The following is a 16272-nucleotide window of genomic DNA, read 5'->3' on the forward strand; positions in this document are numbered from 1 at the left end:
CACGCTAACCAGCCAACCAGGCAAAGTGGCTCAGCCACTCGTCCACTCACCCAGCCGTCCACTCACCCAGCCAGTCATCCCTCACCGCTCCGGGACCCAAAGGCGGGAGCCCGTATGTCATCCGAACTCATCTCGATCCTCGTCCTCGTCGTGGTGTTCGTCATCGCCACCACGCGCTCCATCAACATGGGCGCGCTCGCCTTCGCCGCCGCCTTCGCGGTGGGCGAGCTCGTCGCCGACCTCGACGCGGACGGCATCTTCGCCGGCTTCCCCGGCGACCTCTTCGTCGTCCTCGTCGGCGTCACGTATCTGTTCGCGATCGCGCGGGCCAACGGCACCACCTACTGGCTGGTGCATGCGGCCATCCGGCTCGTACGGGGGCGGGTGGCCCTGATCCCGTGGGTGATGTTCGCGATCACCGGGGCGCTCACGGCGATCGGCGCGGTCAGTCCGGCCGCGGTCGCGATCGTCGCGCCCGTCGCGCTGAGCTTCGCCTCCCGTTACGGGATCAGCCCGCTGCTGATGGGCGCGATGGTGGTGCACGGCGCCCAGGCCGGCGGGTTCTCGCCGATCAGCATCTACGGTTCGATCGTCAACGGCATCGTGGAGCGCGAGAAGCTCCCCGGCAACGAACTCGCCCTCTTCCTCGCCTCGCTCCTCGTCAACCTGGTCATCGCGGGCGTGGTGTTCGTCCTCTTCGGCGGCCTGAAGCTGTGGACGCAGGGCGCGGTGGCGACGGAGACAGGGACAGGGACGGAAGGCGGTGGCTCCGGCAGCGGCGATACGGGGAAGCCGCGCCCGGAGCCGAACGGCACCGGCACCTCCCCCACTCCCACCGCCACAGTCACAGCCACCCACCCCGACACAGCCCCCGACACCCGCCTCACCCCCTCCCGCATCACCACCCTCGTCGCCCTGGTCGCCCTCGTCGTCGCCGTGCTCGCCTTCGATCTCGACGCCGGGCTCACCGCGATCACGCTCGCCGTGGTCCTCAGCGCCGCCTGGCCGGAGGACAGCAAGAAGGCGGTCGGGCAGATCGCGTGGCCGACGGTGCTGGTGATCTGCGGTGTGCTCACGTACGTCGGCGTGCTGGAGGAGATGGGCACGATCACCTGGGCGGGCGAGGGCGTCAGCGACATCGGCGTGCCGCTGCTGTCCGCCGTGCTGCTGTGCTACATCGGTGCGCTCGTCTCGGCGTTCGCGTCGTCCGTGGGGATCATGGGCGCGCTGATTCCGCTGGCGGTGCCGTTCCTCGCGGAGGGGGACGTGGGCGCGGTCGGCATGGTGGCGGCGTTCGCGGTGTCGGCGACGGTCGTGGACGTCAGCCCGTTCTCGACGAACGGCGCGCTGGTCCTGGCCGCCGCGCCGGACGTCGACCGCGAGCGATTCTTCAAGCAGCTGATGGTGTACGGAGGGATCGTGGTGGCGGCGGTACCCGCGGTGGTGTGGCTGGTGCTGGTGGTGCCCGGCTGGGGGTAGGCCTCACCGGCCTGCGCCGCCGCAAGGTGACCGTTGCAGCGTGACAACAGGTTCGAGTTAAGGAGTACGACGCGTGTCCTCTCTCTTTCCCGCCCTGACCGAGGGCCCGACCGACCGTCCCGCGCTGCGGTTCGGCGACCGCTCCCTGACCTACGGGCAGCTCGCCGCCGCGGCCGGCGCGACGGCCGGGAGAATCCGGGGCGCGGAGCGGGTGGCCGTCTGGGCGACCCCGGCGCTGGAGACGGCCGTCGCCGTGGTGGCGGCGCTGGAGGCCGGGGTGGCCGTCGTACCGCTGAACCCGAAGTCGGGCGAGAAGGAGCTGGGGCACATCCTGGCCGACAGCGCCCCGTCGGCCGTACTGACCGCATCCGGCACCGAACTCCCCTCCCCCCTGGGCGACTTGCGGCGCATCGACGTGAACCCGCAAGCCACCGGCACCACGCCCGCCACCTCACTCTCTCCCGAAGATCCCGCCCTCGTCGTCTACACCTCCGGCACAACCGGCCCGCCCAAGGGCGCCGTCCTCCCGCGCCGCGCGATCGCCACCACCCTCGACGCGCTCGCCGACGCCTGGCAGTGGACCGGCGACGACATCCTCGTCCACGGCCTCCCCCTGTTCCATGTGCACGGTCTCGTCCTGGGCGTCCTCGGCCCGCTGCGGCGCGGTGGGTCCGTCCGCCACCTCGGCCGGTTCAGCACGGAGGGCGTGACGCGCGAGCTGAACGACGGCGCGACCATGCTGTTCGGCGTGCCGACGATGTACCACCGCATCGCCCAAGCCCTGCCCGAGGAGCCGCAGTTGGCGAAGGCTCTCGCCCATGCCCGGCTGCTCGTCTCCGGGTCGGCCGCGCTGCCCGTGCACGACCACGAGCGGATCGCGGCGGCGACCGGGCGGCGGGTGATCGAGCGGTACGGCATGACGGAGACGCTGATGAACACCAGCGTGCGGGCCGACGGGGAGCCGCGGGCGGGGACGGTGGGCGTACCGCTGCCGGGCGTGGAGCTGCGGCTCGTCGAGGAGGACGGGGCGGCCATCACGTCGTACGACGGCGAGACCGTGGGCGAGATCCAGGTGCGCGGACCGAACCTGTTCACCGAGTATCTCAACCGGCCGGACGCGACGGCCGCCGCGTTCACCGCCGACGGCTGGTTCCGCACCGGCGACATGGCGGTGCGGGACCCCGACGGCTATGTCCGGATCGTCGGTCGCAAGGCCACCGACCTGATCAAGAGCGGGGGGTACAAGATCGGGGCGGGCGAGATCGAGAACGCGCTGCTGGAGCACCCGGGTGTGCGGGAGGCCGCGGTCACCGGTGAGCCCGACCCGGATCTGGGTGAGCGGATCGTCGCCTGGATCGTTCCTGCGGATCCTCAATCCCCGCCCGCCGACGACGAGTTGGCTGATCATGTGGCCCGTCGCCTGGCCCCGCACAAGCGGCCCCGCGTCGTCCGTCACCTCGACGCCCTGCCCCGCAACGACATGGGGAAGATCATGAAGCGGGCGCTGAGCACCGATGGCTGACCGTCTCACCGCCCGCGAGACGATCGCCCTCGTCGCCGACGACTTCTCCGAACTCCCGCCCCCGCCGGGGCAGTCGGCCCCGGACGGCCCCCTCGGCTGGCAGGGTTACGACGCCTCGCGCGCCCGCGCCGCCGAACGCACCGGCGAGCAGGAGTCCGTCGTCTGCGGCACGGCCCGCATCGAGGGCACGCACGCGCTGCTGATCGCCTTCGAATTCGGTTTCCTGGGCGGCTCGTTGGGCGAACGGACCGGCGACCGTATAGAGGCCGCCTACGCTCACGCCCGCGCTCACCGTCTCCCCGTCGTCCCGCTCGTCGCCACCGGCGGCAGCCGCATGCAGGAGGGCATGTTCGCGCTCACCCAACTCCAGCGCGTGGCCCGGCAGTCCGCCCTCACCCGCGAGGCGGGCCTGCCCCAGATCGCCGTACTCCGCGACCCGACGACCGGCGGCGGCTGGGCCACGCTCGGCGCGGGCGCGGATGTCGTCCTCGCCCTCCCCGGCGCCCAGGTCGGCTTCGCGGGCTCCCGGGTCCGTCCCCCGGACGCGGATCCCGCCGCGTACACGGCGGAGGCGCAGGTGGCGGCGGGCGCGGCGGACGCGATCGTACGGCCGGAGCAACTGCGGGCGACGCTGGGCCGGTGGCTGAAACTCCTGACGCGACCGTCGGCACAGGAGGCACCGGTCCCGCGGACGCTGGGCACCGCGGAGGCCTCGGCCACAGCCACCGCGGCACAGCCCGCCGTCACAGGCAACGCCCCCGACGACGCCCCGAACCTCCCGCCAACAGCCTGGGAAGCCGTCCAGCGCGCCCGCTCGCCTCAACGCCCGCGCGCCGAGGCCTACTTGGACGCCTACTTCACCCACCGCGTCGCCCTCAGCGGTGACCGTTGCGGTGGCACCGACGCGGGGATGCTCTGTGGGTTCGGCGAGCATGACGGTCGTACGGTCGCGTATGCGGCGCAGGCCGGGACGGCGACGCGGCCCGCCGGTTACCGTATGGCCGCCCGGCTGATCCGGCTGGCGGACCGGCTCGGGATTCCCGTGCTGACGCTGGTGGACACGCCGGGCGCGGCCAATGACGCCGAGGCGGAGCGGCAGGGGGTGGGCGCGGCGATCGCGGACGTGTTCGTCGCGGTGGCCGGCGCCCGTACGCCGATCACCACGCTCCTCATCGGCGAGGGCGGCTCGGGCGGCGCGCTGGCGCTGGCCGCGCCCGGCAACACCTGGGCCACACCGGACAGTTACTTCTCGGTGATCGCACCGGAGTTGGCGGCGGCGATCCTGAAGCGGCCGGCGGAGGAGGTCGAGGCGACAGCGGATCAGCTCCGTATCCGGCCGCAGGACCTGGCGGAGCTGGGGGTGATCCGGGGCGTGGCCGGCTGACTCCCGGCGGAATCCGGTGACATCTCCAAGCACCGTCCGTAACAATGGAGTTCGCACAGGTCACATACATCGCGGGGGAGCGGGCGACGCCATGGACGGGTTGATGGAGTTCCGGACCGAGGGCGGCGCCATGGTGGTCGTGGAGGGTGTCGAGGACGAGTCGGGCGCCCGGCTGGTGTCGCGCGGCGACGGGCCGGCGCGGGCGGCGCGCACGTTCGAGGGCGCGCTGGACGGGGTCCGGGCGGCGGCCGAGTCCGCGTTGCGGGTCTTCCGGGACGGCTCGCTGCGGCCGGACTCGGTGGAGCTGGAGTTCGGCGTGAAGCTGACCGCCGAGTCCGGAGCGGTCATCGCCAAGGGGTCGGCGGAGGGCCATCTGGTGGTGAAGCTCAGCTGGTCCCCGGGACAGACCCCGGGACAGCCCCTGGGACCGACCCCAGCGGCACCGGAGGCCGCCGGCCAGTCATGAGCGGCGCCGCCTGGCACGCCCGGATCTCCTGCGGGAACGAGGTCGGCGCGGGCTTCCTGATCTCCCCCCGCCGTGTCCTCACCTGCGCCCACGTCGTGCGCGGGCGCGGCACGTCGGAGGTGACGGTGACCTTCCCCGGCAGCAGAGGGCTCGATCCGCTGTCCGCCACGGTGACCGCCCACGGCGGCTGGTCGGGCGGCGCGGCCGACCCCGGTGACCTGGCCGTCCTCGAACTGGACCGCGAAGTCCCGCTGGCGCCCGCCCAGTTCGCACCGCCGGGCGCCGAACTGGGCGACCCCGCGCCGACGCTCGTCGCATACGGCTTCCCCAAGGGGTACGACGAGGGCATGCTCGCCCGCTACCAGGCCGTGCCCGGCGCACTGGTCTCGGACGAGTGGCGTCAGCTGGAGGCCGTGACGGCTCACGGGCAGCCCCTGGCGGCCGGCTTCAGCGGCGCCGCGGTGGCCCTCCCGGACGGCAGGGTCGTCGGCATGGTGGCGTCGGTCGCGGGCGCGCGGGACGTCCGGGTCGGGCGGATGCTGCCCACCCAGGTCATGGCGCGCTACTGGCCGGAGCTGGGCGAGCGGGTGCCCACTCCCGACCATCACCCCGATGCCGTACGGCGGTTGTACACGCTGGTGCGCAGGGCGGTGGCGCACGACGTGGACTGCGATCCGAACCGGCTGTACGTCGATGCCGTGGGCCCGTTCGGGCCGCCGTTGCCGGAGGGCGGGTTCGCCTCGCTCGGGGCGGCTGCCGGGTATGTGCAGTGGGAGGTGCCGGGCGCGGAGGCGGTGGGCCGGTTCGCCGACCGGCTGCAGGAGCTGCTGGACGCGACGCCCGCCCGGCCCGCCGCCGCGCACGCATGGTCGCCGATCCTGGTCGAGATCGAGCACAGCGGAGCCGGCGTCGACCAGGTCACCGTCGAGGTGTCCGCCTACCGCGACGGGCACCGGCGGCGCATCGGGTCGCGCAGGCTGCCGCGCACCGCCGTACGGGCGTACGTCCAGGAGCGCATCGACGAGGCGTTCAGCCACCTCGCTCCGGACGCGGACGAGCTGATCACGTTCGTGCTGCCCCGCGAGTGGCTGAACGAGCCGGTGGCGCACTGGGAGTGCGGTGAGGACGACTCCACCCCGCTGGGCTGCGCCTATCCGCTGGTCGTGGTGGACCGGTCCCGGCACCGCAGCGGGCGGCTGCGGCACCGGCTGGCCAAGCGGTGGCAGCAGCTGGACGCCTGTCCCGGGGCGCGGCTGCACCGCGTGGAGTGCGGTGCCCCGGAGCGGCCGCCGAGCCTGCGCAAACGGCTGCGCGACCACTCGGCCGACCTGGCGGGCTTCGCCTTCCCGCCGTCCACCGCGAGGCCGCACTTCGAGGTCGGCCTCAACACTCCGGTGCCGGTGCTGCTGTGGTCGCGTACGGGCTGTGCCGACCTGCGGCACGACGGTCCCTGCTCCGGGGCCGCGTTCCTCGACGAACTCGCCGCCTCCGTCGCCGATGTCCCGCCGATCGAACTCCCGCGTCACGTCATGGAGTTGAGGGAGTCGGCGGACGCGGACGACGATCCGGAGAGCCACTGGGCGAAGGACGTCCAGCTGCTCTGGGACGACCCGCGCTGCTTCCCCGAGCCCGCCGCCTCCTTGCACTCACCCGTCGTCTGAGCTGCCCAACCCCATGGAGAGAAGATCCATGCCCCTGTGGCCCGTCTACACCGGTACGACCGAGCCGCACGACGGCATCGACCGGCTGCCGCCGCCCCCGCCCTGGCGGGCCTTCGACGGCGGCCCGGTGCTCGACGCCCCGGACGGGGCCGCCGACGCGTCGGCCGTCTCCCCGGACCGCACCCATCGCGCCGCGACCTACCGGGCCACCCCGCAGACGGTCCAACTGGTCAACGCGGCCCTGTACTTGCGGCGCCCGCTCCTGGTGACCGGCCCGCCAGGCACCGGCAAGTCCTCCCTGGTGTACGCGGTCGCGCGCGAGCTGAGCCTCGGCCCGGTCCTGCGCTGGAACATCACCAGCCGCAGCACCCTGCACGACGGCCTCTACCAGTACGACCCGCTGTCCCGCCTGTACGCGGCCCGGCACACCCCGGCGGCGAAGACCGGCGACGCGGGCGGCATCGAGGACCATCTGAGGCTGGGCCCCCTCGGCACCGCCCTCCTCCCCTACGCCCGCCCGCGCGCCCTGCTCATCGACGAGATCGACAAGAGCGACCTCGACCTGCCCAACGACCTGCTGAACGTGCTGGAGGAGGGCCAGTACGAGATCCCCGAACTGATCCGGGGGTCCCGCACGGCCGAGGTCATGATCGACGGCGCCGACCAGCGGGTGCCGGTGCGGCGCGGCCGGGTGCGCTGCCGGGCCTTCCCCTTCGTCGTCCTCACCAGCAACGGCGAGCGCGAGTTCCCGCCCGCCTTCCTGCGCCGCTGTGTGACCTTGCGCCTGCGCCAGCCCGACGACGGCCACCTCGCCGACATCGTCCGCGCCCACTTCGACGAGGATCCCGACGCCTACGCGCAGACCCTCATCGACCGTTTCCTGTCCCGCGTGGGCGGCGGCGACCTCGCCACCGACCAGCTCCTGAACGCCATCTACCTGGCCCGCTCCTCCGACCTGGCCGCCGAGTCCCTCGACGAGCTGGCCGAGCAGCTGATGCCGTATCTGAGCGAGGCACCGCAGACCGATGCCTTCTGAGCGCCCCGGACCGCGCACGCCGCTGCTCCGCCTGGCCGACATGCTGGCCGAGGCGTCCGGCGGCCCGCACCCGACCCCGCTCGAACTCGCCGAACTGCTGTGGCTGGCCCGCCACATGGAGCCCTCGGCGGAACCCCCGGCCGCCCCTGCCGCGCAGGCCGCCGCCGATGTCGTACGCCCTCCCGAAGCCGCGCCCCAGACACCACCGCCACCCCCAGCCGGGCATCAGGACGTCAGCCGGCCCTCCCCTCGCGCCCCGCTTCACCTGCCCGCGCCGACCACGGCACCCCAGTCGACGACCCAACCCCACACGACCCTCCTGGCCCCCGCGCCCCCGATGCTGCGCCACCCCCTGGCCCTGCAACGCTCCCTGCGCCCGCTCAAGCGCCGTACCGACGCCCCCGACCGGCTCGAACTGGACGAGCGGGCCACGGCCGACCGCATCGCCCGCCTCGGGGCCGCCCCCGAATGGTGGCTGCCGGTGCTGCGGCCCGCGCGGGAGCGCTGGCTGCGGCTGAACCTGGTGTACGACACGGGCCCGACCATGCCGGTCTGGCGCCCTCTGATCCGCGAACTGCACACCGCGCTCGTCCAGTCCGGGATCTTCCGCACGGTCACCCTGCATCGCGCCCACCCGGACGGCACCGTGCGCTCCCTCCCCCTCCCCGGCGACGGCCGCACGGTCACCCTGCTGGTCAGTGACTGCATGGGCCCGCAATGGCGGCAGGGTCCGGCCGGCGCCCGCTGGTTCGGCACGCTGGCCCGCTGGGCGCACCGGATGCCGCTGGCCGTCGTACAACCCCTCCCGGAACACCTGTGGCGGGACACCGCGCTGCCGTCGACGCCGGGCCGTCTGTCGGCACCGCATCCGGCGGCACCGGCGGCCTCGCTCGCGTTCACGCCGTACGACGACGCCCTCGACGCGCCGGACGGCACCGGCACCAGCACCGTCCCGCTGCCCGTGCTGGAGCCGGGGCCGCGCTGGCTGGCGAACTGGGCGGCGCTGGTCGCGGCGCCTGGCGGGCAGGAGTTTCCCGGTTCGGCGGCCCGGCTGGGCGGACCGCTGCCGGCCGCCTCCGACGACCGTACGGACATCACCGGCCTGTCCGCCGAGGAGCTGGTCCTCCGCTTCCGCGCGACGGCGTCGCCGGAGGCGTTCCGGCTGGCCGGCCATCTCGCGCTGGGCCGCCCGGACCTGCCGGTCATGCGCCTCGTCCAGGCCGCCGTCGAGCCACGCCCGCGCCCCCAGCATCTCGCCGAGGTGATCCTCAGCGGCATGCTCACCACGGTCCCCGGCCCGGCCGGGTCGTATGCCTTCCGGCCCGGCGTGGGCGAACTGCTGCTGCGCAGCCTGCCGCGGACAGCGCGGGGGCGTACGGCCGAACTGCTCACCCGAGTGGGCGGGTTGATCGAGGAGCGGGCGGGAGCGGCGCCGGGTGAGTTCCGGGCGTCCACACCGGCGGCGGGCGGTACGCCGACCGTCGTAGAAGGGGAGGCGTTCGCGACGGTCACCACGGAGAGCGTGCGGCAGTTGACGGGCGGGGGCACGGGGACGTCGGGGTCCGTGCCGCCGGTTCTCGGCCGCTACCGGATGCTGGGCCTGCTCAGGTCGGACAGAACGCTGTGGCGGGCCCATGACACCGAGGCGGACCGGACCGTCGTGATCCAGCGGCAGCGGCCGGTCACCGACCCGGAGGGGCGGGAGGCCTTCCTGCGGGAGGCGCGGATTCTCCAGGGCATCGAGGACCGGGGTGTGGTGACCATCCACGACTTCGGCATCGAGGACAACATCCCGTACGTGGTGATGGAGCATCTGGACGGCATTCCGCTCAACGCGATGGCGGCGGCGGGCGGTTATGAGCTTCCGTTTCCGCTGCTGGTGTCGATCGGGACGCAGCTCGCGCGGGCCCTGCGGGCCTGCCACCTGTCCGGCATCTTCCACAAAGGGCTCGAAGCAGGGCAGGTCGTCCTCCTGCCGGACGGCACGGTCAAGATCACCCTCTTCACACCGGGCCGCACCGCCGGCCCTGATCTGCGGGCCCTGACCGAGGTGCTGCTCGAACTGGCGGCGGCGACCGCGTGGCTGACACGGCCGGTACACCCGGACCAACTGATCCATCTGCCGAGCAGCTTGCGTCCGCGGTTCGCGGAGGCGATCGACCAGCTGCTGTCCCAGGATCTGAACACTCAGATGCAGGGCCTGGAACAGCTCACCTCCCCGGACCTCCTGCTGACGGCCAGGGAGGCCTACGAACCCCGCTACCACTACGTCCTGGGTCCCCTGCACGTGGAAGGCCCGACCGGCGACATCCCCATCCCCCGGCACCTCCGGCCCATGCTCGCGATGCTGCTGCTCAGAAACGGCCGCAAGGTGACCTACGACGAGCTGGCCGCCGGCGTGTGGGACCCGGGCGAGGCGCCACAGGACACCGTGGCCGAGCTGGCCCGGCAGGCGTCCGAGCTGCGCGCCCTGCTGGGCCCCGGCACCCTTGCCGTCCAGCCCGACGGCTATGCCCTGCACACGAGCGCCGACTTCGTGGACCTGATCACGTGCGAACGGCTCGTGGCCCGCACACCCCGCCACCCCTCGCACTACGACCGGGCCCTGGAGCTTTGGCGCGGCGACGAACCCCTCGCCGACGTCCCCGGCCCCGCCGCGCACACCGCCCGCGGCCGGCTCCAGCAGCTCCGCCTCGGCCTCTACCGTTCCCGCGCCGAACTCGACCTGGAGCGCGGCGAGTTGGAGCGCGCCGAGACCGACTTGGCCGAGCTGCTCCGCGCCCATCCCGACCGTGAGGACTTCCGCCGCCTGTACATCACCGCGCTCCGCCGCCAGGGCCGTACCGAAGACGCGCTCGAGGCGTACGAGGAGTACGAGGTGTCCGGCGGCCAGAATCCGGAACTGCGGACCCTAGGACACGAACTCCGAGACGAGCTGGAGAGGTTCGACGACCCTCCGGAGGGCGGGTACGAGGAGCCGGCCGCCGACAGCACCGTCACCGACATCCTGCTCGGTTACGCCGCGGCGGCCGAGGAGCTGCCGTCGGGGGAGCCACTCCCCGAGGAGGACGTGCCGGTCGACCCGCGCGACGAACTTCCGCCGGAGACGTTCGACAATGCGGACGACGAGCCGGATGCCGACCAACGCGACTGTGCCGCCTTCGAGTTCGTGGACGGCCCGCCGTCCGAAGAGGCGCTGGAGGGCCTCCGCCGGCTGGTCACGCTCCTGCTCACGGTGAGTGGTCTCGACTCCGACCAGTACGAACTGGTAGGAGGCCGCACGGGTTTCACAGTCCTGACGGCGCCGTACCTGGACGGGGCTCCCCTCTTCCGGGCGACCGTGGCGGGGCTGCCGGAGCTGCTGGAGCGCTTGGACGGCCACCGCCTCCGGGCGGAGTTCTGGCAGGCGTGGTTCCGGCCGGACGGCACCGAGGAGTACAGCGACCGGCCGGGCGCCGAAGCGGTGACGGCTGCGCTGGACGCGTCCGGTGCGCTGGCGGTCCTCGCCTTCTCGGGCTTCTGGCACGATGTCGAGGTCGCCGAGAATCCGTACGCGAACCCGGGGTTGTTCGAGCCGTTGTGGGACGGGACGGGGTGGTGTCTGACGGTCCAGCCCGTCGAGGTGCGCGAAGCGCCCGCGGCGGACGTCGTGGTCGACATCTCCGGCGCGGCCTACGACGTGGTCACGGCGTCGACCGACCCCGCGGTGCGCGGCCCCTTCCCCATGCCGGCCGACGGCGGACTCGTACGTGCGGAGAGCGCGTCCGAGGCTGTCGTTCTCTCTCTCCCCGGCGGCGAACTCATCCCTGTGGACTCGTCATTGGCCCGCGTCGCACCCGATGACGTCCGTGCGACGTGGAGCTACTTCACGGTCGACCTGACGGAGCGCGGCCTCGCGCCCGACGCCGTGCGCGGCGTCGAGGTGAGATGGTCCGTCAAGGACCCGGTGAAGGCCGCGAGCAGCCTCGATCTCGACCTGCCCGGCCTATTGACCGAAACGCTGCTCGGCGCGCGGGGCATGTACGGCCACGAACTGCGCGAGGCGTTGGCCCGGACGAAGGTGCCCGGCTATGTCATCCACTGGATCCTGCCCGCCGAGTTCCAGAGCGCGACGCTCGGCACCATGCCCGACTGGTCCCGCCGGGCCAAGGCCTCCTTGACCCTCATCGCCGCCGCCGACGCGGTCATCCTGGCCTTCGAGGACGTGCTGGCCCGTATGTTCGTTGCGGGCGCCGAGCGGGAGGTGCTGCGGGATGTGGCGCGGCTCATCGCGGAGGTACGTGATCTCGAGGTGCTGACGGGGAAGCCGCTGCTGCCGGGGGGCGGGCCGGTTCCGCCGCTGGAGGGGCACGCCAACTCCCTCGATCTGCTGAGGGCGTTCGCCGGGCACGGCCTGCTGGCGGAGGAGGTGCGGCGCCGGATGGACGCGCACGAGGCGCGGGCGGCGGCGACCGCACGGCCCACCCCGCGGTCCGACCAGCTGGTGAGCACCCTGGCCGCGGCGAACGTCCCCTTGGCCGTGGTGACCGACAGGGCGCCCGAGCCGGTCAGGAAACACCTGGACCGACGGGGCCTGACCCGGCACGTGACGGGCGGCGTGCACGGCCGCGGCACCGAACTCGCCCTCCTCATGCCGCACCCGCATGTCCTCCAGCAGGCCCTCGACCGGCTCGGCGTGCCTGCCGCCCGCTGCGTGATGATCGGTTCCACCGTCGCCGAGCAGGCCGCCGCCCGCGCCATCGGCCTGCCGTTCATCGGCTTCAGCCCGGACGACCGGACCCTGCGGCGACTGCGCGCGGCGGACGCCGAGGCCCCCCTCGTCACGAGCCTCCGTACGCTCATGAAGGCCGCCCGGTACCGCTGAGCCCGCAGGAGCCCGATACCGCTGAGCCGACAGGACAGGGCGGCGACGCGCCACGTGAAGATCAGGAATCACCCGTCCAGTCGCACCCCACCCGGCCCCCCACAAGAGGCGGCCCCCGTCACGCCCCCCGCACGATGCGAGGGAGAGGCCCGCCGCCCGGCGGCCCGCGAAGCGAGGCCGGCCGGCGCGCGTCCGGCGGCCCGCCACGCTCTGCACTCGGGAGGATCTGCCGTGACCGACAGCCTGAACCAGTTGCGCCGTTGCCATTTCGCCGTCGACCTGGGGGCGGCCCGGACCCGGGTCTATCTGAAGGGGACCGGGCTCGTGGTCGACCAACCGTCGGCGGCGGCCGTGAACACCAGGAACGGTGCGCTGATAGCGGTCGGGGAGTCCGCGGAGCGGATGACGGGCCGTACGCCGCCGTTCATCCGGGTCGTCAGGCCCGTATCGGGTGGCAGTGTCGTCGACATCGAGATGGCGCAGCGGATGCTGCGGCATCTGCTCGGTGACAAGATCCGCCGCTCGCTGCGCCGCAGGCCGTTCCTGCGGGCCGCCGCCTGCACACCGCACGACGCGGACCCGCTGGCCCAGCGGGCGACGATCGAGACGCTCGTCGGGCTGGGTGCGCGCCGGGTCGAGCTCGTCGACACGCTGATCGCCGCCGCCGTCGGCTGCGGGCTGCCCGTCGAGCAGCCGGAGGCCACGATGGTGCTGGTGTGCGGGGCCGCCGCCACGCAGATCGCCGTGCTGTCGTTGGGCGCGATCGTGACCGCCGAGCGCATCTCCGTGGGCGGCGAGGCCGTCGACCGCGCGATCGTGCAGCACCTGCGGCACCAGCACGAACTGATGCTGCCGAGCCAGTCCGTACGGCCCCTGCAGCTCGCCCTCTCCGGCAACGGACTCACGCCCCACGGGCCCGCCTCCACCGAGATCCACGGCCGGGACGTCGCCACGGGTCTCGCTCGTTCCGTGCACGTCGACACGGCCGCCGTACGCGACGTCATCCAGACCCCGCTCACCGCCGTCCTCGACGGCATCGGCAAGGTGCTGCGGGACTGCCCGCCCGACCTGGTGGCCGACCTGGCCGACCGGGGCGTCATGATGGTCGGCGGAAGCGCCCTGATCCCCGGCCTCGACCAGATGGTCCGCCAGGCGACCGGCATGCCGGTACACATCGCGGAACGGCCCGACGTGTGTGCCGTACAGGGCCTCGGCTCCATGCTGGAGGGCGAGATCGAGCCGATCGCGCTGGACACGAGCACGACGACCTGACGACGGACCGGCCGCGCCCCGAAGGGGCGCGGGGAACTGCGCGACCAGCCCCAACGGACCCGCAGACGACAGCGCACCCAGCGGAGCGCCTACGTGCGGGTGACCGTCCCGCACTCCTCCTCGCGGTCCGGCTCCGGAGTGCGGCTGCGGTCGTACGGGTCGACGGCCGAACCGGAGGGCGAGGGGCCGGAGGGGACGTCCGAGTCGAAACCGGGGTGGAGGAAACCGTCGTAGACGTCGCAGGCGGAGTTGCCGATCTCCTGGTCGTAGCGCTTGACGGCGATCTTTCCCGGGGTGACCTGGTAGCGGCCGGGATCGTCGAGGCGGAGGTCGAGCACGCGGCGTACGACGGTCCGGGCCACCTCGGTCGCACCGTCGCCCGCCTTCACGAGCGGGTAGACGAAGGTGTAGTCGGCGTGCACGGCCAGCGAGCCGTCCTCGCCGGCCCCGAAGGTCATCCGCCCGCGCGTCTTGACGACGTCACCGGCGAGGCGGACTTCGTCGGGGTCGAAGCGGCTGAACATGGTCAGCGGGTCGTGGTCCTTGTCGGGCTTGCGCAACGACATGTCGAGCAACTCCACAAGCTCCGTCTGCTTCGGCTCGATCACGCCGAACGCGGTCTCGGGCCGGCCGCCACGCAGCGTGACCGGGTCGAGGTTCGCGTCGACCAGCAACTCCCGGGTCTGCCGCAGGGCTTGGCCCACTCGCGCCGCGGAGAACGTGCCGACCGCGGTCGCCTTCGGCAGTACGATCCCGGCCGCGCCGTCGGCGTACTCCTTGGCCGGTGACCCGGCGAACGGATCGGCGAGCGTGGCGGTGTCCGGGGCCACCGAGGACGGCGGTGCGGTGGGGCGGGCGGTTTCGGCGGGCAGCGGGGAGGCGGCGCCGACGTCGTCCGAGGCGCCGGATCCGAAGGGGTCCCCGGGGAGCAGCGACGGCTTCACCGCCACCAGCGCGACGACGATCGCGACGGGAACGCCGAGGATCGCCCACAGCCGCCGGCGCCGTGTCCCGCGCCGCTCCGTCACCCGCCGGTCGGGCCCGGCCCGCCATGCTTCGGGCGCCTGCCCCCGCGCGTCCTGCTCCCGCAACCGCGCGGTGACCATACGGGCCCGCGCGGACGGTTCCTTCGGCGCCGAGGCCGGGGTCTCCCGCTCCGCGTCCTTGAGGAACCGCTCCCACTCGTCGTCGGAAATGGGCGTCTCGTCGGACGGCTGTCCGGCCATGCTGCTACTCCCCCTCGTTCACCATTGCCCCCAGGGCAGCGTCGCCCCTGCTGGGCGGGGCTGACGCGCAGGCGCAAGTGTAGATGCGGGTCGGGTGGAAGTCGGCCGACGGTTCGGCAGCGCCCCGAAAGGGGCGCGGGGAACTGCGCGACCAGCCACAACGGACCCGCACACGACCGACGACCGGCCTCTGCCCCTTACGGTGGCTATATGGGTGGCGGCGGCGTAGTCACGCTGTTCCTGTGCGGCGACGTGATGCTCGGACGAGGCGTCGACCAGATCCTCCCGCACCCGGGCGATCCGGCCCTGCGGGAGACCTGGGTCGCGGACGCCCGTTCCTACGTCGACCTGGCCGAGGCGGCGCACGGGCCCGTCCCCGCCCCCGTACCCCCGTCCTGGCCGTGGGGCGAGGCCCTGCGCGTGCTGGACGAGGCCGGGCCGGACGTGCGGGTCCTGAACCTGGAGACGTCCGTCACGCGCAGCGACACGTTCGCGCCCGGCAAGGAGGTGCACTACCGGATGCACCCGGCCAACCTGCCCGCCCTGACCGTGGCCCGCCCCGACGTGTGCGTCCTGGCCAACAACCACGTCCTCGACTTCGGCCGCCCCGGACTCGACGAAACCCTCGGCTCAGTCGCCGGCGCGGGCCTGCGGACGGCGGGAGCGGGACGGAACGCCGACGAGGCGTACGCGCCGGCGGTCGTCCCGCTCGGGCACGGCCACCGGGTGCTGGTGTTCGCCCTGGGGGCGTGGTCCAGCGGCATCCCGCCCGACTGGGCCGCGACGACGGACCGGTCCGGTGTCGCCTACGTGCCCGAACTCTCCGCCGCCGAGGCCGCCGCGACAGTCGTACGCATACGACGGACCAGACGCGCGGGCGACCTCGTCGTCGTCTCCGTGCACTGGGGCTCCAACTGGGGCTACCTCGTCCCCCACGACCAGACCGCCTTCGCGCACGCCCTGGTCGACGGCGGCGCCGACGTCGTCCACGGGCATTCCTCGCACCATCCCCGCCCGTTGGAGGTGTACCGCGACCGGCTGATCCTGCACGGCTGCGGCGACTTCATCGACGACTACGAAGGCATCTCCGGCTACGAGCAGTACCGCGACGACCTGCGCCTCGCCCACCTCGTCTCGCTGGACGCGGAGACGGGACGGCTGACCGGGCTGCGCCTGGTGCCGCTGCGGGCGCGCCGGATGCGGCTGGAGCCCGCACCGCCGGATGACCGCGCGTGGCTCGCCGAGACGCTCGGCCGGATCAGCGGCGGGCCGCGGATCGCCGTGGAGCGCGACGGCACGCTTGGGCTGGTGCTTGCGGATATGCCGGGGTGAGCGTCATCAACTACCGGACGGCGTGAGGAG

General features: G+C 73.2%; 10 protein-coding genes. 9 read left to right on the forward strand and 1 reads right to left on the reverse strand.

What is annotated here, in order from left to right; genetic code table 11:
* Positions 1-114 precede the first annotated feature (114 nt).
* The 8 genes from KCH48_RS14480 (at position 115) to KCH48_RS14515 (ending at position 13684) form a co-directional block, all read left to right on the forward strand.
* Complete coding sequence (locus KCH48_RS14480) at positions 115-1479, forward strand: SLC13 family permease (protein WP_210574117.1); 1365 nt, start codon at positions 115-117, stop codon at positions 1477-1479.
* Positions 1480-1552: 73 nt separating this feature from the next.
* Positions 1553-3001 (forward strand): acyl-CoA synthetase, encoded by a 1449-nt coding sequence (locus KCH48_RS14485; RefSeq protein ID WP_210574124.1) that lies wholly within the window; start codon positions 1553-1555, stop codon positions 2999-3001.
* Positions 2994-4385 carry a carboxyl transferase domain-containing protein gene (locus tag KCH48_RS14490; protein WP_210574126.1) on the forward strand — a complete coding sequence of 464 codons (1392 nt, stop codon included), beginning with the start codon at positions 2994-2996 and terminating at the stop codon, positions 4383-4385. The genes KCH48_RS14485 and KCH48_RS14490 overlap by 8 nt, the downstream gene beginning before the upstream one ends.
* Positions 4386-4476: 91 nt before the next feature.
* Entirely contained in the window at positions 4477-4851 is a 375-nt protein-coding gene (locus KCH48_RS14495) for a CU044_2847 family protein (RefSeq protein WP_210574128.1), read from the forward strand.
* Positions 4848-6512 (forward strand): trypsin-like peptidase domain-containing protein, encoded by a 1665-nt coding sequence (locus KCH48_RS14500; RefSeq protein ID WP_210574130.1) that lies wholly within the window; start codon positions 4848-4850, stop codon positions 6510-6512. The genes KCH48_RS14495 and KCH48_RS14500 overlap by 4 nt, the downstream gene beginning before the upstream one ends.
* A 28-nt stretch (positions 6513-6540) precedes the next feature.
* The gene (locus tag KCH48_RS14505; RefSeq protein ID WP_210574132.1) at positions 6541-7548 is read left to right on the forward strand and encodes a MoxR family ATPase; all 1008 of its coding nucleotides are present in this window, start codon (positions 6541-6543) and stop codon (positions 7546-7548) included.
* Positions 7538-12412, forward strand: coding sequence for an SAV_2336 N-terminal domain-related protein (locus KCH48_RS14510; RefSeq protein ID WP_210574142.1), 4875 nt, complete (start codon positions 7538-7540; stop codon positions 12410-12412). Before KCH48_RS14505 ends, KCH48_RS14510 begins: the two co-directional genes overlap by 11 nt.
* Positions 12413-12643: 231 nt before the next feature.
* Positions 12644-13684 carry a rod shape-determining protein gene (locus KCH48_RS14515; protein ID WP_210574147.1) on the forward strand — a complete coding sequence of 347 codons (1041 nt, stop codon included), beginning with the start codon at positions 12644-12646 and terminating at the stop codon, positions 13682-13684.
* Between the two features lie 89 nt (positions 13685-13773).
* On the opposite strand, the gene KCH48_RS14520 is transcribed toward KCH48_RS14515, so the two are convergent.
* Positions 13774-14910 (reverse strand): hypothetical protein, encoded by a 1137-nt coding sequence (locus KCH48_RS14520; RefSeq protein ID WP_210574154.1) that lies wholly within the window; start codon positions 14908-14910, stop codon positions 13774-13776.
* A 210-nt stretch (positions 14911-15120) separates the two neighbouring features.
* Here KCH48_RS14520 and KCH48_RS14525 point away from each other — a divergent pair, with 210 nt between their 5' ends.
* Entirely contained in the window at positions 15121-16242 is a 1122-nt protein-coding gene (locus KCH48_RS14525) for a CapA family protein (protein WP_210574156.1), read from the forward strand.
* Positions 16243-16272: the final 30 nt, after the last annotated feature.

The organism is Streptomyces sp. GESEQ-4, assembly GCF_017948455.1.
Taxonomy (GTDB): Bacteria; Actinomycetota; Actinomycetes; order Streptomycetales; family Streptomycetaceae; genus Streptomyces.